This is a genomic window from Streptomyces sp. ID05-39B (assembly GCF_033794725.1).
In the GTDB taxonomy this organism is placed as follows: Bacteria; Actinomycetota; Actinomycetes; order Streptomycetales; family Streptomycetaceae; genus Streptomyces; species Streptomyces bobili.
In genome coordinates this window covers 1-21,051 of sequence record NZ_JARGEF010000140.1, presented here as the reverse complement: position 1 = coordinate 21,051, position 21,051 = coordinate 1, and the positions used below count along the sequence as shown (strand labels likewise).

21 protein-coding genes, 1 tRNA gene and 1 pseudogene are annotated in these 21,051 nt (G+C 68.8%); 12 read left to right on the top strand and 11 right to left on the bottom strand.

The window, feature by feature from the left end; all coding sequences use genetic code 11:
• Positions 1–26 precede the first annotated feature (26 nt).
• The 7 genes and pseudogenes from P1P75_RS26265 to P1P75_RS26235 all read left to right on the top strand — a co-directional run.
• Positions 27–392, top strand: a pseudogene (locus P1P75_RS26265) (FHA domain-containing protein); the annotation flags it as partial.
• A 10-nt stretch (positions 393–402) separates the two neighbouring features.
• Positions 403–918, top strand: coding sequence for an FHA domain-containing protein (locus tag P1P75_RS26260; protein WP_073495160.1), 516 nt, complete (start codon positions 403–405; stop codon positions 916–918).
• Positions 919–1,010: 92 nt separating this feature from the next.
• Positions 1,011–2,606 (top strand): Stp1/IreP family PP2C-type Ser/Thr phosphatase, encoded by a 1,596-nt coding sequence (locus tag P1P75_RS26255; RefSeq protein ID WP_319259615.1) that lies wholly within the window; start codon positions 1,011–1,013, stop codon positions 2,604–2,606.
• Between the two features lie 27 nt (positions 2,607–2,633).
• Positions 2,634–4,076, top strand: coding sequence for an FtsW/RodA/SpoVE family cell cycle protein (locus tag P1P75_RS26250; RefSeq protein WP_319259612.1), 1,443 nt, complete (start codon positions 2,634–2,636; stop codon positions 4,074–4,076).
• Positions 4,073–5,545, top strand: coding sequence for a penicillin-binding transpeptidase domain-containing protein (locus P1P75_RS26245; RefSeq protein ID WP_319259610.1), 1,473 nt, complete (start codon positions 4,073–4,075; stop codon positions 5,543–5,545). The genes P1P75_RS26250 and P1P75_RS26245 overlap by 4 nt, the downstream gene beginning before the upstream one ends.
• Positions 5,546–5,714: 169 nt before the next feature.
• Positions 5,715–7,712, top strand: a complete 1,998-nt coding sequence (gene pknB, locus P1P75_RS26240) for a Stk1 family PASTA domain-containing Ser/Thr kinase (protein WP_319259607.1) — start codon at positions 5,715–5,717, stop codon at positions 7,710–7,712.
• Positions 7,713–8,201: 489 nt separating this feature from the next.
• Positions 8,202–8,549: a hypothetical protein gene (locus P1P75_RS26235; protein ID WP_319259606.1), complete on the top strand. Its 348-nt coding sequence runs from the start codon at positions 8,202–8,204 to the stop codon at positions 8,547–8,549.
• On the opposite strand, the gene P1P75_RS26230 is transcribed toward P1P75_RS26235, so the two are convergent.
• The 6 genes from P1P75_RS26230 to P1P75_RS26205 are packed head-to-tail and all read right to left on the bottom strand — an operon-like array spanning position 8,468 to position 12,646.
• Positions 8,468–9,220: a class E sortase gene (locus tag P1P75_RS26230; RefSeq protein ID WP_319259603.1), complete on the bottom strand. Its 753-nt coding sequence runs from the start codon at positions 9,218–9,220 to the stop codon at positions 8,468–8,470. The two genes, P1P75_RS26235 and P1P75_RS26230, sit on opposite strands and share 82 nt — an antisense overlap.
• 59 nt (positions 9,221–9,279) lie before the next feature.
• Positions 9,280–10,305, bottom strand: a complete 1,026-nt coding sequence (locus P1P75_RS26225; RefSeq protein ID WP_319259600.1) for a class E sortase — start codon at positions 10,303–10,305, stop codon at positions 9,280–9,282.
• On the bottom strand, positions 10,302–10,940 hold the full coding sequence (locus tag P1P75_RS26220; protein ID WP_319259597.1) for an aminodeoxychorismate/anthranilate synthase component II: 639 nt from the start codon (positions 10,938–10,940) through the stop codon (positions 10,302–10,304). The genes P1P75_RS26225 and P1P75_RS26220 overlap by 4 nt, the downstream gene beginning before the upstream one ends.
• Positions 10,937–11,146 (bottom strand): hypothetical protein, encoded by a 210-nt coding sequence (locus P1P75_RS26215; protein WP_086767099.1) that lies wholly within the window; start codon positions 11,144–11,146, stop codon positions 10,937–10,939. Before P1P75_RS26215 ends, P1P75_RS26220 begins: the two co-directional genes overlap by 4 nt.
• Positions 11,147–11,150: 4 nt before the next feature.
• Positions 11,151–11,828, bottom strand: coding sequence for a class E sortase (locus P1P75_RS26210; RefSeq protein WP_319259595.1), 678 nt, complete (start codon positions 11,826–11,828; stop codon positions 11,151–11,153).
• A gap of 29 nt (positions 11,829–11,857) precedes the next feature.
• On the bottom strand, positions 11,858–12,646 hold the full coding sequence (locus tag P1P75_RS26205) for a DUF881 domain-containing protein (protein ID WP_319259592.1): 789 nt from the start codon (positions 12,644–12,646) through the stop codon (positions 11,858–11,860).
• A 142-nt stretch (positions 12,647–12,788) separates the two neighbouring features.
• Here P1P75_RS26205 and crgA point away from each other — a divergent pair, with 142 nt between their 5' ends.
• The gene (gene crgA / locus P1P75_RS26200; RefSeq protein WP_086767093.1) at positions 12,789–13,043 is read left to right on the top strand and encodes a cell division protein CrgA; all 255 of its coding nucleotides are present in this window, start codon (positions 12,789–12,791) and stop codon (positions 13,041–13,043) included.
• Positions 13,044–13,298: 255 nt separating this feature from the next.
• Here the strand turns inward: crgA and P1P75_RS26195 are convergent, their stop codons facing one another.
• Together P1P75_RS26195 and P1P75_RS26190 are read right to left on the bottom strand one after the other, a co-directional pair.
• Positions 13,299–14,192: a rhomboid family intramembrane serine protease gene (locus P1P75_RS26195; RefSeq protein WP_319259589.1), complete on the bottom strand. Its 894-nt coding sequence runs from the start codon at positions 14,190–14,192 to the stop codon at positions 13,299–13,301.
• Between the two features lie 91 nt (positions 14,193–14,283).
• The gene (locus tag P1P75_RS26190) at positions 14,284–14,811 is read right to left on the bottom strand and encodes a peptidylprolyl isomerase (protein WP_319259587.1); all 528 of its coding nucleotides are present in this window, start codon (positions 14,809–14,811) and stop codon (positions 14,284–14,286) included.
• A gap of 335 nt (positions 14,812–15,146) precedes the next feature.
• Here P1P75_RS26190 and P1P75_RS26185 point away from each other — a divergent pair, with 335 nt between their 5' ends.
• Positions 15,147–15,848 (top strand): DUF5324 family protein, encoded by a 702-nt coding sequence (locus P1P75_RS26185; RefSeq protein ID WP_319259584.1) that lies wholly within the window; start codon positions 15,147–15,149, stop codon positions 15,846–15,848.
• Positions 15,849–15,974: 126 nt separating this feature from the next.
• Here P1P75_RS26185 and P1P75_RS26180 read toward each other — a convergent pair.
• Positions 15,975–16,047, bottom strand: a tRNA-Ala gene (locus P1P75_RS26180).
• Between the two features lie 181 nt (positions 16,048–16,228).
• Between P1P75_RS26180 and P1P75_RS26175 the strand changes: the two genes are divergently transcribed.
• Positions 16,229–16,774, top strand: coding sequence for a DNA-binding protein (locus tag P1P75_RS26175; protein WP_086767086.1), 546 nt, complete (start codon positions 16,229–16,231; stop codon positions 16,772–16,774).
• A gap of 199 nt (positions 16,775–16,973) precedes the next feature.
• Positions 16,974–18,536 (top strand): protein kinase, encoded by a 1,563-nt coding sequence (locus P1P75_RS26170; RefSeq protein ID WP_319259581.1) that lies wholly within the window; start codon positions 16,974–16,976, stop codon positions 18,534–18,536.
• Here P1P75_RS26170 and P1P75_RS26165 read toward each other — a convergent pair.
• Positions 18,500–19,867 (bottom strand): hypothetical protein, encoded by a 1,368-nt coding sequence (locus P1P75_RS26165; protein ID WP_319259578.1) that lies wholly within the window; start codon positions 19,865–19,867, stop codon positions 18,500–18,502. The genes P1P75_RS26170 and P1P75_RS26165 overlap by 37 nt on opposite strands.
• Before the next feature lie 217 nt (positions 19,868–20,084).
• Positions 20,085–20,213: a DLW-39 family protein gene (locus tag P1P75_RS26160; RefSeq protein ID WP_003999697.1), complete on the bottom strand. Its 129-nt coding sequence runs from the start codon at positions 20,211–20,213 to the stop codon at positions 20,085–20,087.
• Positions 20,214–20,552: 339 nt separating this feature from the next.
• Here P1P75_RS26160 and P1P75_RS26155 point away from each other — a divergent pair, with 339 nt between their 5' ends.
• Positions 20,553–20,924, top strand: a complete 372-nt coding sequence (locus P1P75_RS26155) for a DUF6344 domain-containing protein (protein ID WP_319259576.1) — start codon at positions 20,553–20,555, stop codon at positions 20,922–20,924.
• Positions 20,925–21,051: the final 127 nt, after the last annotated feature.

Here is a 21,051-nt window from a genome sequence, read left to right as displayed (position 1 = left end):
ACGCGGGGCGCTGACCGCCGGCCGCGGGCGGGTACGGTTACCCGCCCGCGGCCGGCGGTCAGCGCCCCGCGTCGGGCGGCGGACTCGCGGGCGCCCCGGCGCCCGGGTCCCGCACCCGCCACTGGATCGAGATCAACGGCACCCGCCACCAGATCTCCCGCGCGACGCTCGTGCTGGGCCGCAGCACCGAGGCCGACGTGCGGATCGACGACCCCGGCGTCTCCCGCCGGCACTGCGAGATCCGGACCGGAACACCCTCGACGATCCAGGACCTCGGGTCCACCAACGGCATCGTGGTGGACGGGCAGCACACCACCCGCGCTACGCTCCGCGACGGCTCGCGGATCGTCGTGGGCAACACCACCATCATTTACCGGCAAGCCGAAGGGTGAAGCGGGGGCAATGTCAGAGCTGACCCTCACGGTCATGCGGCTGGGTTTTCTGGCCGTACTGTGGCTGTTCGTGATCGTGGCCGTGCAGGTCATCCGCAGCGACCTGTTCGGTACGCGTGTCACCCAGCGCGGTGCGCGCCGGGAGGCGGCCCGACCGCAGCAGGCCCAGCGCCAGGCGCCCCCGCAACAGCGCCAGCAACCCGCCGCGGGGGGCGGGCGCAGGGGGCGCAACGCCCCGACGAAGCTGGTCGTGTCCGAGGGCACGCTCACCGGCACCACCGTCGCGCTCCAGGGCCAGACCATCAGCCTGGGGCGCGCGCACGACAGCACCATCGTGCTGGACGACGACTACGCCTCCAGCCGCCATGCCAGGATCTATCCGGACCGCGACGGCCAGTGGATCGTCGAGGACCTGGGCTCCACCAACGGCACCTATCTCGACCGAACGCGGCTGACGACTCCCACACCGATCCCGCTGGGCGCGCCGATCCGTATCGGCAAGACCGTCATCGAGCTTCGGAAGTAGTGCTACATCATGAGTGAGCGCGAGCGGAGCGAGCACGCCAGGCCGGCCGGCACCCCGGGCCCCGGCGCGCTCCCGACCGGAGGGTGGGCAGTGTGGCTCGACACGACCGGCTGTACCCGGGGCCGACGGGCGAGGTGGGCATGAGCCTGTCACTGCGCTTCGCCGCCGGATCGCACAAGGGCATGATCCGGGAGGGCAACGAGGACTCCGGTTACGCCGGCCCACGCCTGCTCGCCATCGCCGACGGCATGGGCGGCGCCGCCGCCGGCGAGGTCGCCTCCTCCGAGGCCATCTCCACCATCGTCGCCCTCGACGACGACGTGCCCGGCTCCGACGTCCTCACCTCCCTCGGTACGGCCGTACAGCGCGCCAACGACCAGCTGCGCTCACTCGTCGAGGAGGACCCGCAGCTCGAAGGCATGGGCACCACCCTGACCGCACTGCTGTGGACGGGCCAGCGGCTGGGACTCGTACACGTCGGCGACTCGCGCGCCTACCTGCTGCGGGACGGCGTACTGACCCAGATCACGCAGGACCACACCTGGGTGCAGCGCCTCGTCGACGAGGGCCGGATCACCGAGGAGGAGGCCACCACCCACCCCCAACGCTCGCTGCTGATGCGCGCGCTGGGCAGCGGTGAACACGTGGAACCCGACCTGTCGATCCGTGAGGTCCGGGCCGGCGACCGCTATCTGATCTGCTCCGACGGCCTGTCCGGCGTCGTCTCGCACCAGACGCTCGAGGACACCCTCGCCAGCTACCAGGGCCCCCAGGAGACCGTGCAGGAGCTGATCCAGCTCGCGCTGCGCGGCGGCGGCCCCGACAACATCACCGTGATCGTCGCCGACGTCCTGGACCTGGACACCGGAGACACCCTCGCCGGGCAGCTGTCCGACACCCCGGTCGTGGTCGGCGCCGTGGCCGAGAACCAGCTCCAGCCGCACGACAACGGCATCATGCAGACCCCGGCCGGCCGCGCCTCCGGCCTCGGCCGTCAGGGCCGCGGACAGGGCGGTGGCGGCGAGTTCGGCCCGCCCGGCTCCGGCGACGTCACCGGCTTCATCCCCACCGACGGCTTCGGCGACTACACCGACGACGACTTCGTCAAACCCCGCAAGGGCAACCGGTGGCTGAAGAGATCCCTCTACGGCGCCCTCGCCCTCGCCGTCATCGGCGGCGGCCTCTACGCGGGCTGGCGCTGGACACAGACCCAGTACTACGTCGGCACCAACGGCGAACACGTCGCCCTGTACCGGGGCATCAACCAGGACCTGGCCTGGGTCTCGCTCTCGAAGGTGGAGAAGGACCACCCCGAGATCGAACTCAAGTACCTGCCGCAGTACCAGCAGAAGCAGGTCGAGGCGACGATCCCCGAAGGCGGCCGGTCCACCGCCCAGAAGAAGATCGACGAACTGGCCGTGCAGGCGTCCGCATGCCGCAAGCAGGCGGAATCAGCCACCGTGACCCCCAGTTCGGCCGGTTCCACAGCGGATGAGGGCGAGGCCGGCGACACCGCGGGAACCACTCCCGTCTCCCTCACGTCCAAGGCAACGCCGACCCCGACCCCGTCGGGTCCGGCACCGTCCCCGTCCACGTCTCCGTCCACGTCAGCGACCGCCACTCCCGGCCCCGGCCCCACCCTCTCGGAGGATGAGAAGAAGGTCGTCTCGCTGTGCGGTAAGCAGTAGGCAAGCCGTGAGAGGCCCCGTCACACGATGAGCAGTACAACCAATTCGCCGACGCACCACACGTCCACGATCGGCTCCATCGGCACACCGAGCCGACGCAACACCGAGCTGGCACTGCTGGTGTTCGCCGTCCTGATCCCGGTGTTCGCCTACGTCAACGTGGGACTGGCGATCAACGACAAGGTGCCGCCCGGCCTGCTGGCCTACGGCCTTGGACTCGGCCTCCTCGCAGGGGTCGGCCACCTCGCCGTCCGCAAGTTCGCGCCGTACGCCGACCCCCTGCTGCTCCCGCTCGCCACCCTGCTGAACGGGCTCGGGCTGGTCGTCATCTGGCGGCTGGACCAGTCGGAGAAGCTCAACAACTACGCCGACGCGGCACCGCGCCAGCTGCTGTACTCCGCCATGGGCGTCGCCCTGCTGGTGGTCGTGCTGATCTTCCTCAAGGACCACCGCGTCCTGCAGCGCTACACCTACATCTCCATGGCCGGCGCGCTGCTCCTGCTGGTCCTGCCACTCGTGCCCGGACTCGGCGCGGACATCTACGGCGCCAAGATCTGGATCAAGATCCCCGGCCTCGGCACGCTCCAGCCGGGCGAATTCGCGAAGATCGCCCTCGCGGTGTTCTTCGCCGGCTACCTCATGGTCAAGAGAGACGCCCTGGCCCTGGCCAGCCGCCGGTTCATGGGGCTGTACCTGCCCCGCGGCCGCGACCTCGGCCCGATTCTCGTCGTCTGGGTCATCTCGATCCTCATCCTGATCTTCGAGACCGACCTCGGAACATCCCTGCTGTTCTTCGGAATGTTCATCATCATGCTGTACGTCGCCACCGAGCGGACCAGCTGGATCGTCTTCGGTCTGCTGATGTCGGCCGTCGGCGCCGTCGGTGTGGCGAGCTTCGAGCCGCACATCCAGACGCGTGTGCAGGCCTGGCTGGACCCGATGCACGAGTTCGAACTCAGCCGCGCCGGGGTCCAGGACGGCATCCTCCACAGCGAACAGGCGATGCAGGCCCTGTGGGCCTTCGGCTCCGGCGGCACCCTCGGCACCGGCCTCGGCCAGGGCAACTCCGACCTCATCGGCTTCGCCGCCAACTCCGACTTCATCCTCGCCACCTTCGGCGAGGAACTGGGACTGGCCGGCGTCATGGCGATCCTGCTGCTCTACGGGCTGATCGTGGAACGCGGCGTACGCACCGCCCTCGCCGCCCGCGACCCGTTCGGCAAGCTGCTCGCCATCGGCCTTTCCGGTGCCTTCGCCCTTCAGGTCTTCGTGGTGGCCGGTGGTGTCATGGGCCTCATCCCGCTGACCGGAATGACCCTGCCCTTCGTCGCGTACGGCGGTTCCTCCGTCATCGCCAACTGGGCCCTGATCGGCATCCTGCTGCGCATCAGCGACACCGCGCGCCGACCCGCGCCCGTCCCCGCCTCCAACCCCGACGCCGAGATGACCCAGGTGGTCCGCCCGTCATGAACAAGCCCCTGCGCCGGATCGCGCTCTTCTGCGGCCTCCTCGTCCTCACCCTGCTGCTCCGCGACAACTACATCCAGTACGTCCAGGCCGACAGCCTGGCGAGCGACGACGAGAACCGCCGCGTCAACATCACCCGCTACGCCACCCCTCGCGGCGACATCATCGTCGAAGGCAAGGCCATCACCGGCTCCGTCGAGAACACCAGCGGCGACTACAAGTACAAGCGCACCTGGACCAACGGCCCCATGTGGGCGCCGGTCACCGGGTACTCCTCGCAGGCCTTCGGCGCCAACCAGCTGGAGAAGCTCGAGGACGGCATCCTCACCGGCAACGACGACCGGCTCTTCTTCCGCAACACGCTCGACATGCTCACCGGCAAGAAGAAGGAGGGCGGCAGCGTCGTCACCACCCTCAACGCGGCCGCGCAGAAGGCCGCGTACGAGGGTCTGGGCAACAAGAAGGGCGCCGTCGCCGCGATCGACCCGGCCACCGGCAAGATCCTCGCGCTGGTCTCGACCCCGTCGTACGACCCGTCGAAGTTCGCCGGCACCTCCGACAAGGACGCCAAGGCGTGGAACGCGGTCCAGAAGAAGAACAACCCCGACGACCCGATGCTCAACCGGGCACTGCGCGAGGTCTACCCGCCGGGCTCCACCTTCAAGGTGGTCACCGCGGCCGCGGCGCTGGAGAACAAGATCGTGTCCGGCATCGACGACGCCACCAAGACGCCGGACCCGTACCAGCTGCCCAAGACCACCACCGACCTCACCAACGAGCACGGTGAGTGCGAGAACGCCAACCTGCGGTACGCGCTCATGGTGTCCTGCAACACCGTCTTCGCGAAGATGGCCGACACCGTCGGCAACGAGAAGATGATCGAGCAGGCGACCAAGTTCGGTTTCAACAACAAGGAACTGGACACCCCGGTCCGCGCCTCGGAGAGCATCTACCCCGAGGACAACGAGCCGCAGAACGCCATGGCCGGCATCGGCCAGGCCTCCAACCGGGCCACCCCGCTCCAGATGGCCATGGTCGCCTCTGCCGTCGCCAACGACGGCAAACTGATGAAGCCGTACATGGTCGACCAGCTCAGGGCCGCCAGCCTGGACACCATCGCAACGACCGAGCCCGAGGAACTGTCCCAGGCGGTGTCCCCGGAGACCGCTCAGAAGCTCCAGGAAATGATGGAGACGGTCGTCAACGACCCGCAGGGCACCGGCGGCAAGGCGAAGATCCCCGGCATCACGGTCGGCGGCAAGACCGGTACCGCGCAGCACGGCCTGAACAACAAGGAGAAGCCGTACGCCTGGTTCATCTCCTACGCGCAGCTGGCCGACGGCAGCTCGCCGGTCGCCGTCGCGGTCGTCGTCGAGGACGGCGCCGCCAACCGTGGTGACATCAGCGGTGGCGGTCTCGCCGGCCCGATCGCGAGGGACGTGATGAAGGCAGTCATCGACAGCAACAAGTGACCCCCATCACGTCGCCTACACATCGGTGCACGTTGCGATACCGGTCCTGTATCGGGTGACGGGCTTGGCCAGGTCACACAGCGCCATCCGGGTACGGTATGCCCGGACGGCAGCCACCGACCGCACACGTGTGCCGGTCGGGACCGACGGAGAGGGCTGGTAGGTAGCTATGGAAGAGCCGCGTCGCCTCGGCGGCCGGTACGAGCTGGGCCATGTGCTCGGCCGTGGTGGCATGGCCGAGGTCTACCTCGCGCATGACATCCGCCTCGGCCGCACCGTGGCGGTGAAGACGCTGCGCGTGGACCTCGCGCGCGACCCTTCCTTCCAGGCCCGGTTCCGCCGGGAGGCCCAGTCGGCCGCTTCGCTCAACCACCCCGCGATCGTCGCTGTCTACGACACCGGCGAGGACTACATGGACGGGGTCTCGATCCCGTACATCGTCATGGAGTACGTCGACGGCTCCACGCTCCGCGAACTGCTCCACTCCGGCCGCAAGCTGCTGCCGGAGCGGACCCTGGAGATGACCATCGGCATCCTCCAGGCGCTGGAGTACTCGCACCGGGCCGGCATCGTGCACCGCGACATCAAGCCGGCGAACGTCATGCTGACGCGCAACGGCCAGGTCAAGGTCATGGACTTCGGCATCGCCCGCGCCATGGGCGACTCCGGCATGACCATGACGCAGACCTCGGCCGTGATCGGCACCGCGCAGTACCTCTCGCCGGAACAAGCGAAGGGCGAGCAGGTCGACGCCCGCTCCGACCTGTACTCCACGGGCTGCCTGCTCTACGAGCTGCTGACCGTACGGCCGCCGTTCGTCGGCGACTCACCGGTCGCGGTCGCCTACCAGCACGTCCGCGAGGAGCCCCAGGCGCCCAGCGTCTTCGACCCCGAGATCACGCCCGAGATGGACGCGATCGTGTTGAAGGCCCTCGTCAAGGACCCCAACTACCGCTACCAGTCCGCCGACGAGATGCGCGCCGACATCGAGGCCTGCCTCGACGGCCAGCCCGTCGCGGCCACGGCGGCCCTGGGCGCGGTCGGCTACGGCGGCTACCCGGACGACCAGCCGACGACCGCGCTGCGCTCCGCGGACGGCGGCGCCACCTCGATGCTGCCCCCGATGAACGCGGACGACGGCGGCTTCGGCTACGACGACCGTCCCGGCCGGCGCCGCCAGAAGAAGTCCAACACCTCGACGATCCTGCTGATCGTCGCCGCCGTGCTGGTCCTCCTGGGCGCGATCCTGATCGGCAAGTGGGCGTTCGACGGTGAGAGCGCGGGCAACGACACGGTGGCGGTGCCCAGCCTCCTCGGAAAGACCGAGGCTCAGGCCAGGCAGCAGCTGGCCAATATCGACCTCAAGGTCGGAACCGTCACGCCGAAGCCCTGCGAGGACCAGGCCAAGGGCAACATCTGCGACCAGGACCCCGACCCCAGAACAGAGGTCGCGAAGGACTCCCCGGTCAACCTGGTGGTGTCCACGGGGGCGCCGAAGGTGACCGTGCCCAGTGTCCTCGGCAAGAACATCGAGGAGGCCAAGACGCTCCTCGAGGGTGACGAGTACCAGCTGGTCGTCGAGACCAAGCAGGAAGTCTCCCCGGAGCCCCCGGGCACCGTCACCGACCAGGACCCGAGGCTGGGTACCGAGGTCGAGAAGGGCTCCAAGGTCACCCTCACCATCGCCAAGGCGGAGGACAAGGCGACCGTCCCCGACGTCCTCAACCAGAGCTGCGACCAGGCCAAGGCCCAGATGGAGGCCAACAACCTGGTCGGCAACTGCGTCGACGTCGAGACCCAGGACCCGAACCTGGTCGGCAAGGTCATCGGGACCACGCCCCAGGCCAACTCGAAGGCCGACAAGGGCTCCCAGGTCCAGATCCAGATCGGCAAGGCTCCCGCGAACCAGCAGACGCAGGTGCCGGGCAACCTCCAGGGCCAGAGCCTGAAGGACGCGAAGAAGGCACTCCAGGACGCGGGCCTGAACGTCGGCAACATCACCGGCTCGAACGACGACAACGCGATCGTCTTCAACTCCGACCCGGCCCCGGGCAGCACGGTGAACAGGGGCCAGACGGTCAACCTGGTCACCGTCGGCGGCAACGGCGGCGGAGACAACGGGGGCAACAACGGAGGGACCGTCTTCTTCGGCGGCACCTCGGGATAGCCACCGGGCCCCACGCAAAGAGGCCTCGGGCCCTGCCGGACCATCCGTCCGGCAGGGCCCGAGGCCTCTGCTCGTTCCTCGACACTCCGAAGAGGCCAGGACCTTCAGACGAATGGAACACAAGACCACAAAACGATCGTGTCTTCATATCCGCCGGTTCGCTGGCCGATCAGGGTGGGGTTTCACCGTTCTGCCCTGGCCAGACAGGCCCGACCACCGACAGAGGGCAGAAAGTGATCAACGAATCGGCGCTGCTGGATTCAAAGACCCTGCGCGACAGCGCCCGGGAACGCACAGACGTACTCGACCGGGTCAAGGCACTGTCACTGCTGCCGGACGGGACGCACGTGACCACGGCGATGGTGGCGACATACTTCCAGGTCGGCATCACAGCCATTCGTTCTCTCGTACTCGACCACCGTGCGGAGCTGGAAGCCGACGGCTACCGGGTTTTGACAGGTTCAGAACTGAGCTCCTTCAAGGAACTCAGTGGGATCCAGTCGCACAGGCTCACTGGCGCTCTTCCCCCGCCGAGCCGTCCTCAACGTCGCCATGCTCCTCCGCGACAGCGAAGTCGCACGTCAGGTGCGTGTGTACCTCCTGGACATGGAGTACCTCTCCCGCACACAGCCTGTGGATAACCCCGCCCACACCGGGGATGCCGTCTCTCTCGACCACCGAATCGACCAGCGCATCACCCACATCCTCGGCAAGACGGTCGTACCGATGTTCGACATCCTCCCCAAGGACGCCAGTCAGCTCAGCTCCTCCGGAGGCGTCCGGTCCGCGTCCACCTTCTCCACCCGCTCCAACTCCCCCCACACCACGTACCGGTAGCGGCTCGTGTAGACGGGCGTACAGGTGGTCAGGGTGATGTACTTGCCGGCCTTCTTCCTGCCGGACTCCTGCGGAACCGCCCCGAGCACCTCGACGTTGTACTTCGACGTCTCGGCGAGAACGGCGAACACCTTGTAGACGTACCAGTTGTCCTTCGTCTCGAAGACGATCGGATCGCCCTCGTCGAGCTTGTCGATGTTGTGGAACTTGGCGCCGTGGCCGTCGCGGTGGGCGGCGAGGGAGAAGTTGCCGTCCTTCCCGCTGGTCGGAAGCGTGGCCTTGACGGGGTCGGTGTAGTAGCCGGCGACACCGTCGTTGAGGATCTTCGACGAGGTGCCCCTCTCGACCAGGACCTCGCCGTTGTCCATGGCGGGCACGTGCAGGAAGCCGATGCCGTTCCCCGTGTCGAGCGCGCCCGGTCCCGTGTTCTCCCGCGCCCAGGTGTCGCGGACCTTGTCGCCCTGCCGGTCCGCCTCGCGGTCGGCGACCACGTTGGTCCACCACAGGGAGTAGACGACGAAGAGGCCGAGCACCAGCCCGGCCGTGATGAGGAGTTCCCCGAAGACACTGACCGCCTGGGCGATCCGTCCTCCCCGCCGCCGCGGCGGGGAGGCGGCGGCCCGCGCGCCGCTGTGCTCTTCGTGCTCGGTGTCGCCGGTGGTCGCTGCCACGTTCACTCTGCCCCTACTCGACTGCACGCCTGCTGCCTGCACGTGTACCGACTGCACGCCTACTCGACGAGCGCATCCGGCTTGCCCTTGCTGCGCGGCCGTTCCTCGACCATCTTGCCCCAGACGATCATCCGGTACTTGCTGGTGAACTCCGGCGTGCACGTCGTCAGCGTGATGTACCGGCCCGGCCCCGTAAAGGTGGAGTCCGGCGGCACGGGGTCGAGGACACTCACGTTGCTCGGCGAGGTCACCGGCAGGATCGACGCCATCTTGTAGACGAAGTACTCGTCCTGCGTCTCCACGACGATCGAATCACCGGGCTGCAGCCTGTTGATGTACCGGAACGGCTCACCGTGCGTGTTGCGGTGACCCGCGAGCCCGAAGTTCCCGGTCTTCGCATCGGGCATGGCGGTCTTCAGCGCGTCCTCGCCGTAATGCCCGACCATGCCCTTGTCGAGCACCCTCTTGTTGTCGATGCCCTCGGCGATCGGCACCACCACATCCAGCTTGGGGATGTGCAGGATGGCGAAGCCCTGCCCCGGCGAGAAAGCCCCCGGGTTGCGCTTACCGCTCGCCCAGTCGTCCTGGAGGCTGCTCGCCTCCCTGTCCGCCTGCGCGTGTGCCCGGACGTTCGTCCACCACAACTGATAGGTGACGAACAGAAGCATCAGCACACCAGCGGTGATGAACACCTCGCCGACCGCCCGGCTGAAGACGACCGCCGCACTCGGCCTGCTGGCCCGCGCCCGCCGACGGGCCTCCACCCGCGAGAGCGGCCGCCCCACCGATCCTGGAGGATCCTCAGCACCACCGCCGTACGCTCCTTGACCCCCACCACCATGGCCCCCGTGCCCGCCATGGCGCCCGTGACGGCCTCTGGCGGCCTTCCTGCGGGCCGCACGGCCCTCCGCCGGAGTTCCCGTGAGAGGAGCGGCCGGTGAGGCTCCAGACGCGGATATGGACTCGCCACCGAACACGAAACCGGGCGGCGGCGGCACACGCAGCGCCACCGTCTCCTCGTCGATGAGAGGCTCGAACGGCTCACCGCCGTACAAGTCCTCCCGCTCGGGGCGAAGCGCGGTCACGCCGAGGCCCTGCCCACCACCGGGGCGAGCCCCGCCGACCTCGCCACGGCACCCCGGTCGCCGCACTCCGCCAGCCAGTTGGCCAGCATCAGGTGCCCGTGCTCGGTGAGCACCGACTCCGGATGGAACTGCACTCCCTCGACGGGCAGTTCACGGTGACGCAACCCCATCACGATGCCGTCCTGCGTACGGGCCGTCACCTCCAGCTCGGACGACACCGTCGCCGGCTCGGCCGCGAGCGAGTGATAGCGGGTCGCCGTGAAGGGCGAGGGCAGCCCCGCGAAGACACCCTTGCCGCCGTGCTCCACCAGCGAGGTCTTCCCGTGCAGCAGCTCAGGCGCCCGGTCCACCACACCGCCGTACGCCACCTGCATCGACTGCATGCCCAGACAGACGCCGAAGACGGGCACACCGGTGCTCGCACAGTGGCGGACCATGTCGACGCAGACACCGGCCTCCTCCGGAGTGCCGGGACCCGGGGACAGCAGCACACCGTCGAAGCCGTCCTGGGCGTGCGCCGTCGACACCTCGTCGTTGCGCAGGACCTCACACTCGGCGCCCAGCTGGTACAGGTACTGGACCAGGTTGAAGACGAAGCTGTCGTAGTTGTCGACGACAAGAATGCGCGCGCTCACTGGTTGTCCACCGTCACATCGTTGAAGGGAAGCAGCGGTTCGGCCCACGGAAAGACGTACTGGAAAAGGACATACACCGTGGCCAGCACCAGCACGATCGAGACCAGCGCCTTCAACAAGGCGTTTCCCGGCAGATGCCGCCAGATCCAGCCGTACATGCCGTCCCTTCCGTCGCACCACGGCACCAGACTCACGCCGTACGTCACCAGACTAACGGCGGAGAGCCTCCGGTCTGCCTGCCTCCACAGGCTGTGTGGAGTCCAGATGCGCCCAGACGATCAGCCGGTGACTGTGCCCCCACTCGGGTTCGCACGTCGTCAGCGTCAGATAGCGTCCGGGACGCGTATACCCCGACTTACGTGGCACAGGGCCGATCACCTCGACGTCCGTGGGCACCGTTTTGTACGGCCCTTGATCGATCCGATACGTGAACCAGGTCGTGCCGTCCGTCAGCACCACCGCGTCCCCGCGCCGCAGCTTCGGAAAGTCCTTGAGAGGGTCGCCATAGGTACGCCGGTGACCTGCGACGGAGAAGTTCCCGGTCTGCCCGAGCCGCGTGGTGCCCGCGTAGTGCCCGAGCCCCTTCTTCAGAGTTTTGGGCCCGGTCCCCTCGAGCACCGGCTTGTTCCACGTGAAACCAAGCCGCGGGATGTACATGATCGCGAAGGGCTTTCCCTTCGTGTACGGCCCCGGCGGCGCCGGGCTCACCGAGGCACGGGGCGCGGCAACGGGCTCCCGCGCCCACTGCTGCCGGAGGCTGTCGATCTGGTCGTCCATGACGCGGTCGGCCCGCACACCGGTCCAGAAGAGCACGTAGGCGACGAAGAGGACGATTACGGCGCCGACAGTGATGAACAGCTCGCTGACGCTTCTGACGATCACACGCACCGGCGGCTCCCGAGAGACGGCTGGTCCGGCTACTCCACTGGCTTCGCGTAGTGCAGATCCACTGTGCCCGAGTAGCCGGGAAGAGTCACCGTGCCGTCCTCGGTGACTTTCCAGCCGAGCCCGTAGACGTTGACGTACACCATGTAGTTCTGGATCGCCTTGGAGTCCGCGAGCGCCCGCTGAAGCTTCTCCGGGTCCCCCACCGCCTGGATCTTGTACGGCGGGGAGTAGACGCGGCCCTGAAGGATCAGGGTGTTGCCGACGCAGCGCACGGCGCTGGTGGAGATCAGCCGCTGGTCCATGACCTTGATGCCCTCGGCGCCGCCCTGCCAGAGGGCGTTCACCACGGCCTGGAGGTCCTGCTGGTGGATGACCAGGTAGTCGGGCTGGGGTTCCGGGTAGCCGGGGAGCTTGGCGGTGGCGTTCGGCGGGGCGTCGTTGAGCGTGACGGTGACCGCCCTGCCCTTGACCTTCCGGGTGCCCGCCGCGTCCTCCAGCCCGGTCAGCTTCTCGTCCTCCGCCCGGGTGCTGCCGTCGTCGGCCTCGGCCAGTGACTCGACCTGGCCGCGCAGAGCCGCGTTGGACTCCTCCGCCTGGCCGTTCTTGTGACTGCGCTCCTGGATGAGGTCGGACAGCTTGAGCAAGGAGGCGTCCGTGCGGATGTCGGTGCCCTTGGCCGTGTCGAAGCTGGTGAAGAAGATGAGCCCCGCGAGGGCGAAGACGCCGGCGGTGAGCACACGGACCGGGCGGAAGCGCGGACGGCGGCCGGGAGCGGACCCTGTTGAACCCGTCCCGGGGAAGTCGGCAGAATTGCTCAACGTACCCTTATCTCCTTAGGCGCCGTAGAAGCACTACGCTAACGGACGCCCGGGGGAGCAGGTCAGTGTCCCCTTGTACGCTGCCCCGAGCCCGACCCAGTACCCTGCGCGGCCACGCAGCGCATCGACAGGAGAGACCCTCGTGCCGAAGTCACGTATCCGCAAGAAGGCCGATTACACGCCGCCGCCCGCGAAGCAGGCGACCGCCATCAAGCTCAACAGCCGTGCCTGGGTCGCGCCGGTCATGCTGGCCATGTTCCTCATCGGACTCGCCTGGATCGTCGTGTTCTACGTGACCGACGGCTCGCTGCCCATCGACGCTCTGGGCAACTGGAACATCGTGGTCGGCTTCGGCTTCATCGCCGCCGGCTTCGGCGTCTCGACCCAGTGGAAGTAGCTCCCTCAGCAGCTCTCCCCACGGGTATCCACTGAGTTATCCACAGCGGTTTTCCACAGTGGGGAAAAAGAACGACCATCTGTGGATAACCTCCCGAGCGTTGACGCCGGTGTGAAGAACAGCCGTCACTCGAAAGCATGTTCGCCCCCTGCCTGACCTGCGGAAACACAGGTCAGTGACAGGGGGCACAGCTGTTCCCGCACGGTATGCACAAGATCGGGCACTCGCTGTGGACAACGTGAGGTCCGGCGTCGCTCAGGTGAGCTGGGCGGTCCTCAGGACGGTGACGACCACGACCGCGGTCAGCACCAGCGCACAGGTGCCGTACTGGACCAGGGCCCGTCGGCTGCGGGGGGCGTGGACCATGGCGAGACCGATGACGGCACCGCCGACGAAGCCGCCGACATGGGCCTCCCAGGAGATGTTGCTCCACCCGAAGGTGATGATCAGCGTGATCACCAGCATGGCGACGATCGGGCGCATGTCGTAGCGCTGCTGACGCATCAGGACGGCGAGGGCACCGAAGACACCGAGGACGGCGCCCGAGGCTCCCAGGGAGGGCGCGTTGGGTTCGTTGAGCAGGTAGGCCAGCGCGCCGCCCGACAGACCGGACAGCAGGTAGAGGGCGAGATAGCGGGTGCGGCCGAGCGCTTCCTCCACATACCGGCCGATGAACCAGAGGCTGAGCATGTTGGAGAGGATGTGGAAGTAGTCCAGGTGCAGGAATATCGAGGTCAGCAGCCGGTACGGCTGACCGTCGGCGACGCCCTGCACGGAACCCAGCTCTGGCACGTACGCCAGCCCCAGCAGGCTGAACCGGTCGGTGAACCGGTCCCCGACGGCCATCTGCACCACGAACACCGCGACACAGAGGCCCATGATGATCTTGGTGACGAGATGCGGGTCCGCCTCGACGGTGCCGCCGGCGAGGGTGCGGGGGCGGTTGGCGTCCGGGGCGTGGCCGGTGCCGGACCCGTTGCGCACACATTCCGGACACTGGAAGCCGACGGAGGCGCTCACCATGCACTCGGGGCAGATCGGGCGCTCGCAGCGTGTGCAGCGCACTCCGGTCTCGCGGCCCGCGTGCCGGTAGCAGACCGGCACACCGCTCTGGGCGTCATCCGGCCGGTTTCCTGGCGCCTGATCCATGGGCTCCCCCGATCTCTTCGTGAACAAGGCTGTGCCCCGACCGTCCTTACGGACGAGCGGGGCGATTGGTTCCCGCGACGGACCGGGCAGGCTAGCGCGTCTCGACGACGACCGACTCGATGACGACGTCCTTCAGTGGACGGTGGGTGCGGGGGTTGGTCTCGACGCCCGCGATCGCGTCCACCACCTTCTGGCTCGCCGGGTCGGTGACCTCGCCGAAGATGCTGTGCTTGCGGTTCAGCCAGGCGGTCGGGGAGACGGTGATGAAGAACTGCGAGCCGTTGGTGCCGGGGCCGGCGTTGGCCATCGCCAGCAGATACGGCCGGTCGAAGCGCAGGTCCGGGTGGAACTCGTCCTCGAACTGGTAGCCGGGCCCGCCGGTGCCGTTCGCCAGCGGGTCACCGCCCTGAATCATGAATCCGCTCATCACCCGGTGGAAGACCGTGCCGTCGTAGAGCTTGGCCGAGGACTTCTCGCCGGTGGCGGGGTGGGTCCACTCCCGTCCCCCGGTGGCGAGGTCGACGAAGTTCTTGACCGTCCTGGGCGCGTGGTCCGGGAAGAGCCTGACCTGAATGTCACCCTGGCTGGTCTTCAGGGTGGCGTAAAGCTGCTCGGCCACGATCTGCCTTCCGTTGTCTTCCTGTAACCCATCGATCCTCGCACGCCCACGGCGGCCCGTCGCCCGGCCGCCGCGGCGTGCACAGGAACCGCCCACTTCGCCTACGGAAAAGCGCCGGACCCGTCCGGGACAGGGGCAAGGCGGGCCGATCCGTGGCATTGTCGACGACAAGTTCCCGTTGCCCCGTATTCACCCGCTCTTGTATCCGATCAAGACAACTCGGGACGTCCGGCACCCGTATGCCCGTCCGCGCATGCCCCGGAGGCCGTCGGCAGGCATGATCCGTAAAAGGGTGGAAAGTCGAAATACCGTACGCCACCGAGGAGGAGGAACCCGTGACCCGCATCGACAGCGTGCGCGCCGCGACCGGTTCGGCGAAGGACAGCGTGCTGCACGCCGCGGAAGTGGTGGCGCCCTACGCCGACACGGCCAAGGAGAGGGCCGCGCTCTACGCGCACGAGGCCCGCGTACGGCTCGCGCCCAAGGTGTCCCAAGCCGCCGAACAGGCCCGCGTCCAGTACGACGCCCGAGTGGCGCCCCGCCTTGAGCAGGCGATGGCGCATGTCCCGCCGAAGGTCGACCATGCCGCCCATGAGGCTGCCTGCCGTACGCGCCTGGCCGCACGGCAGGCAGCTGACTACTCCCGGCCGAAGCTCGAACAGGCGATGGCCGCGGCCGGTCCTGTGAAGGGCGAGGCCGCCGCCCGCAGCGTCGCCGCGATGGCCGCCCTGCGCGGCCAGGTGACCCCGAAGGACATCCAGAAGCTGGTGCGCAAGCACCGCCGCCGAGCCAAGGCCGGCAAGATCGCCAAGGCGCTGGCGCTGGTGGGTCTGGTGGGTGGCGGGGCCTTCGCCGCATGGAAGTGGTGGGACAAGCAGGCCAACCCGGACTGGCTGGTCGAGCCGCCCGCCGCCACCGAGGTACCCGCCGCGGGCGGTCTGACGTCCGTGGACGGCACCGGCGACACCTCGGCCCTCGACCCCGAGGTGCAGGCGAAGGAGGACGAGGAGACCTCGAACCACGAGGACCGCGGCTGAGCTTCTCCGCCTTCTCCACGCCCGCGTGGCTGTTTCACGTGAAACAGCCCGGCAGCTCGTCAACCCCACAGCTCACGAAAGAGCCCCTCCGTCCGGTGGTCACCGGACGGAGGGGCTCTTTCGATGTGGAGCCTAGGGGAGTCGAACCCCTGACATCTGCCATGCAAAGACAGCGCTCTACCAACTGAGCTAAGGCCCCTTGCGGGAAGCGGCCGACCGGAGGAACGATCCCGGTGGGCGCCGAGGACCACAGTACCGGGTCACCCCCGGTATCTCGCAAAAAGATTGGGGTCCCCGCGGATGACCACTCTCCGTAAGATGCTCCGCGTGGTTCGCTACAGCGAACCGCGGTTTCTTGGGGAAGCGATGGGGAGACGCACATGGACGCCGCACAGCAGGAAGCCACCGCGAGAGCGCGGGAACTGCAGCGGAACTGGTACGGGGAGCCGCTGGGGGCGCTCTTCCGTAAGCTCATAGACGATCTTGGTCTCAACCAGGCTCGTCTCGCGGGGGTGCTGGGACTGTCGGCACCGATGCTGTCCCAGCTGATGAGCGGGCAGCGGGCGAAGATCGGCAACCCGGCTGTCGTGCAGCGGGTGCAACTGTTGCAGGAACTGGCGGCCCAGGTCGCGGACGGCAGTGTCAGCGCCGCCGAGGCGACCGACCGCATGGACGAGATCAAGCGGTCGCAGGGGGGATCGGTGCTCAACACCACGCAGACGACCAGCGGGTCGGGGGCGCCCACGGTCAAGCGGGTCGTCCGTGAGATCCAGTCGCTGTTGCGCTCGGTGGCCGCCGCCGGCGACATCATCGACGCGGCCGACACTCTCGCCCCGACCCACCCGGAACTGGCGGAGTTCCTCAAGGTCTACGGCGCCGGCCGCACCTCGGACGCCGTGGCGCACTACCAGTCCCACCAGAACTGAGCCCCTGGCCCGGTGACCGAAGGGGGTTCGGCGACCGGGCCGACGGCACAGTGCGGTACCGCGAGGGGCGCAGGGTGGCGCACTTCGCCGGGGGATGACGCGAGCCGGTTCGTGACGGGCCACGGGGGTCGTATCACTCATCACCGGGTAGCGAGGGGACAGCAGGGGGATTCCCGAGGGGGAGGAGCGACGCACCGCCATGGGTGAGGTCTTCGCCGCACGCTACGAACTGGCCGACCCGATCGGGCGCGGAGGGGTCGGCGCCGTCTGGCGTGCCTGGGACCATCGCCGTCGCCGCTATGTGGCCGCGAAGGTGCTTCAGCAGAGCGACGCCCACGCGCTGCTCCGCTTCGTGCGCGAACAGGCACTGCGGATCGATCATCCTCATGTCCTCGCCCCCGCCAGCTGGGCCGCCGACGACGACAAGGTCCTTTTCACCATGGATCTGGTCGCCGGGGGCTCCCTGGTCCACCTCGTGGGCGATTACGGCCCTCTCCCTCCCCTGTTCGTCTGCACCCTCGTCGACCAACTGCTGTCCGGGCTCTCCGCGGTCCACGCTGAAGGTGTCGTCCACCGTGACATCAAGCCCGCCAACATCCTGCTGGAGGCCACCGGCACGGCCAGGCCGCGGCTGCGGCTGTCCGACTTCGGCATCGCGATGCGGCTGGGTGAACCGCGCCTGACCGAGACCAACCTCGTGGTGGGAACGCCCGGTTACCTCGCCCCCGAGCAGATGATGGGCGCCGAACCCGACTTCCCCGCCGACCTCTTCGCCGTGGGTCTGGTCGCCCTGTACCTCCTGGAAGGTGCCAGGCCCGACGCCAAGGCGCTTCTCCAGTACTTCGCGGAGCATGGAACTCCGGGTGCTCCCAAGGGAGTTCCCGAGCCGCTGTGGCAGGTCGTGGCCACACTGCTGCAGCCGGACCCCCAGGCCCGCTTCCGCACGGCCACGGGTGCGCGCAAGGCCCTGGCCGCGGCCGTCGAGCTGCTCCCTGAACCGGGCCCGGACGACGAACAGATCGAGATCTTCGACCAACTCGGGCCGCTGCCGGAGGGGTTCGGTCCGCAAGGACCCTCGAAGCCGGCGCCGGGAGTGGCCGGGACGCCGACATCCTTCGGCCGGACGTCCCCGCGGCAGGACACCAGCGGGTCCACACCCGCTCGGCCGGACGGGGATCCCCTTCCGGCGTGGCCGGGCACGGCCTCCGTGACGTCCGGGACTCCGGCCCCGCCGCCGGGACCGCCCCCGGTACGGCCCCCCGCATCGGCTCCCGTGCCGCCTGCTGGACCGGGGGCGGGGGCGGGTGGCGTACCGAGTGGCACGGGCGCCGGTGCCGTACCGGCGTCCTCCGATCCGCGGCATGTCGGGCACTCCTCGGCGCACGGCTCACGTCAGCCCGTGGAGGCCTCGTCCGCCGGTCCCGGCCGGGCCGTGTCGGACACCGGCAGCTTCCCTCTGCCGCCCCCTCTGTACCCGGGTACGGCCCCGCGACCGGCCCCTGTACCCCCGAGCGACGCCACCTTCGTGCTGCCGCCGCGGCCAGCGGCCGAGCGGTACGGCGAGGCCTCCACCGCTTCGTACACCGCTCAGGATCCACAGGCTCCCCCTCTCTCGGCGGAGCCGGAACGGGTCCGGCGCGGGGGCCACCGCCGGGCCCGGCCGGTCCGGCGTCCCGGACCGCCCGCCAAGGTCACGCTGCCGCTCCTGCTGCTTGCTGTGGCCTGCTACGCCGTCGGGTTCTGGGCGCTGGCCCGGATCTGAGCGGAGGCGCGGCGCCGGGCCGTCACCGTCCACACACCGAGCACCAGCAGCAGGGCGCTGCCGGTGCCGAGGCCGCCCACGGCGACCGCCGTCATCGCGCCGTCGCCACCACCGGCGTCGTCCGTACCGCCCGGCGAGGCGTTCCGCCCGCCCCGCGCGCCGGTGTCGAACATGCCGCCCGGCACCGATCCGCCCTCGTACGCCGGTCCGGCCTGCGCGGTACCGCCGATCCGGACGCGCAGCTTCATGCCGTAGGGACCGTCGCCGAAGCGTTCGGCGACGTGCGGCGAGAGGTAGACGGCTAGGTAGTGGAAGCCCGCGAAGCGCAGGCTCTGGGTGGGGTTGGTGGGGGCGTACCGGTTGACGTGGCGGACGGGTGGCAGAGGGGGCAGGGAGGTCGACTTCTGGGTGCCGCCGTAGCCGATGCTCGTGCCGGCGATCTCGGCACGCACCGGGTTGTACGCCGTCAGGTCCAGGGCGGGGACGACGAACCCGGAGTCGGTGCCCGCGCTGTCGAGGTCGACGGTGGCGTACAGCTGCTGTCCCCAGTCGACGGGCACCCTGTAGAAGAGGGTCTGGCCGGGGACGATCTCGTCCCGCCACACGCCCTGCTGTACGGCGGTCGCTTCGGCGAAGCCCGCGCCGCCCGGACGGTCCACGGGTTCCCCGACGAGGGGCGCGGGTGTGGCGGAGTTCCACGCCTCGGGCACGCTCGTCGCACCGGTCCCGGTTGACGGCGGCTCGGTCACGGGCGTGAGTTCCAGCTCCCAGGGCTGTCCGTCCTCGGTGCCGGTCTCGGTGCGCTCGACCACGAGGAAGTAGGTGCCGGCTTCCTGGCACAGCCCCTTGCCGGCGAGGATCTCCCGCGCTCCCCAGGCCGTGACCGGGTGCGCTTGCCCGGAGGCGCCCACGGTCACGCTGTCGTAGGAGCAGCTGCCGCTGTCGGCGTTCTGGACGGACACTCTGATGCCGTCGCCGCTGGCGAGCGTGGTGCCCTCGCGCGGGACGGCGGTGACGGGGACGTACGCGGTCGCGCTGTCGTCGAGCTCCAGCCGGTAGTAGGCCTTCTCACGGCCCGCGAGAGCACTGCGGTACGTGGTGCCCGGCTCCAGGAGTTCGGCGTTGGTGGTGCCGCTGGCGGCGGTGATGGCGCGGGTGTTCCGGTCGAAGGCGTAGGGCGGCGCGTCCGCCGTGCCGGCGGCCTCGGCCACGGTTGCCGACAGCCCGGCCGAGGCCACGCAGAACGCCGTCGCCACCGCGGTGATCCGCCCGACGGCCGTCCGCGCCATGACCTCGCGCAGCGCGGTGACCCACCCCCTGCGCCGGCCCATCACACGCCCCCTCGCCCTTTCGTACGGGCCCTGTCGGACCCGGCCGTGGGCCATCCTGCCCTGCCGGCCCACAGGGCGCCCGCGCTTCCCGCACGAACGTCCGAAACGGATGCCTTCGGTCCGTGGCGACTGCCTCTAGCCGGGGTCGGGGTCCCCCGCAACACAAAACCCCGACCGCGCTGAGCGGCCGGGGTCTGATCAGTTTTGGTATCGGTACTCAAGAACCCGTGGGCACGGAGTCGGTCGCCTCCGTCCACAGATCCTGCTCGGCGCGATCCGCCTGGATCTGGCGGTACACGAGGAGCCCGCCGATGGCGGCCAGTGCGACCAGGAGAAGCTTCTTCACCGCGCGACCTCGTCTTTCCTTGACGTAGGGGACTTCTGGCGCCCGACTATACACACCGACCGATACCGATCGGTGACCTGCGTCGGCCCTTCAACTCCCGCCCTCGACAGCCCAGTAGACCGGCCGTCGGCAGAGGATCAGACCCTCGGATCGGAGGGTGATCACATCCGCACGGACGGTGACTTCGCCCACCTTCGGAGGGCTATCCGCCCACTTGCGCCCATCCGGGTGGTGTTCATCGGAACAACGCCACGCCATGAGCGTCGGTCCACCACTTCGCGCTCCTCATACACATCATGAGGAAAGTACGCAAATCGCCCAACCCGAAAGTGAGGGGCCATGACCGACAACCGGGTCATGAAGCTGTGGACCGTCATCGTCACCGCCTTCCTCGCGCTGTGCACGGCGCTCGGACTCGTCACCACCACCGCCACGGCGGCGGTAGCGCAGAGCGAGCCGACGCGCAACAGCAGCGAGAACGGCAGCGCCGTACCGGCGAACGTGGCGGCCGCATCACCCTGGGCCTGGATCCTCGCCCGGTCCCTGCCCCCCACGATGAAGCAGCGCATCCATGCCGAGGCCCACGGCAAGTCCCCCCGCTGTCGCCACCACCCGCTCCCCGAGACGGAATCGGACGACCACCTCACGGCCTCCTGCGACGACCTCGAGACCGGTCCCGCCGCCGAGCCCGCCGTACCCCTCCAGCGCTGAGATCCCGGCACACCGTGCCGCACCCCACCACGATCACGACGTAACGGCGAACTTGCGTACAGCCGCACGATGCAGGCCCGGCAGCTCCCCTGGAGCAACCGGGCCTTCGCCATGCCCGCCCCCGACC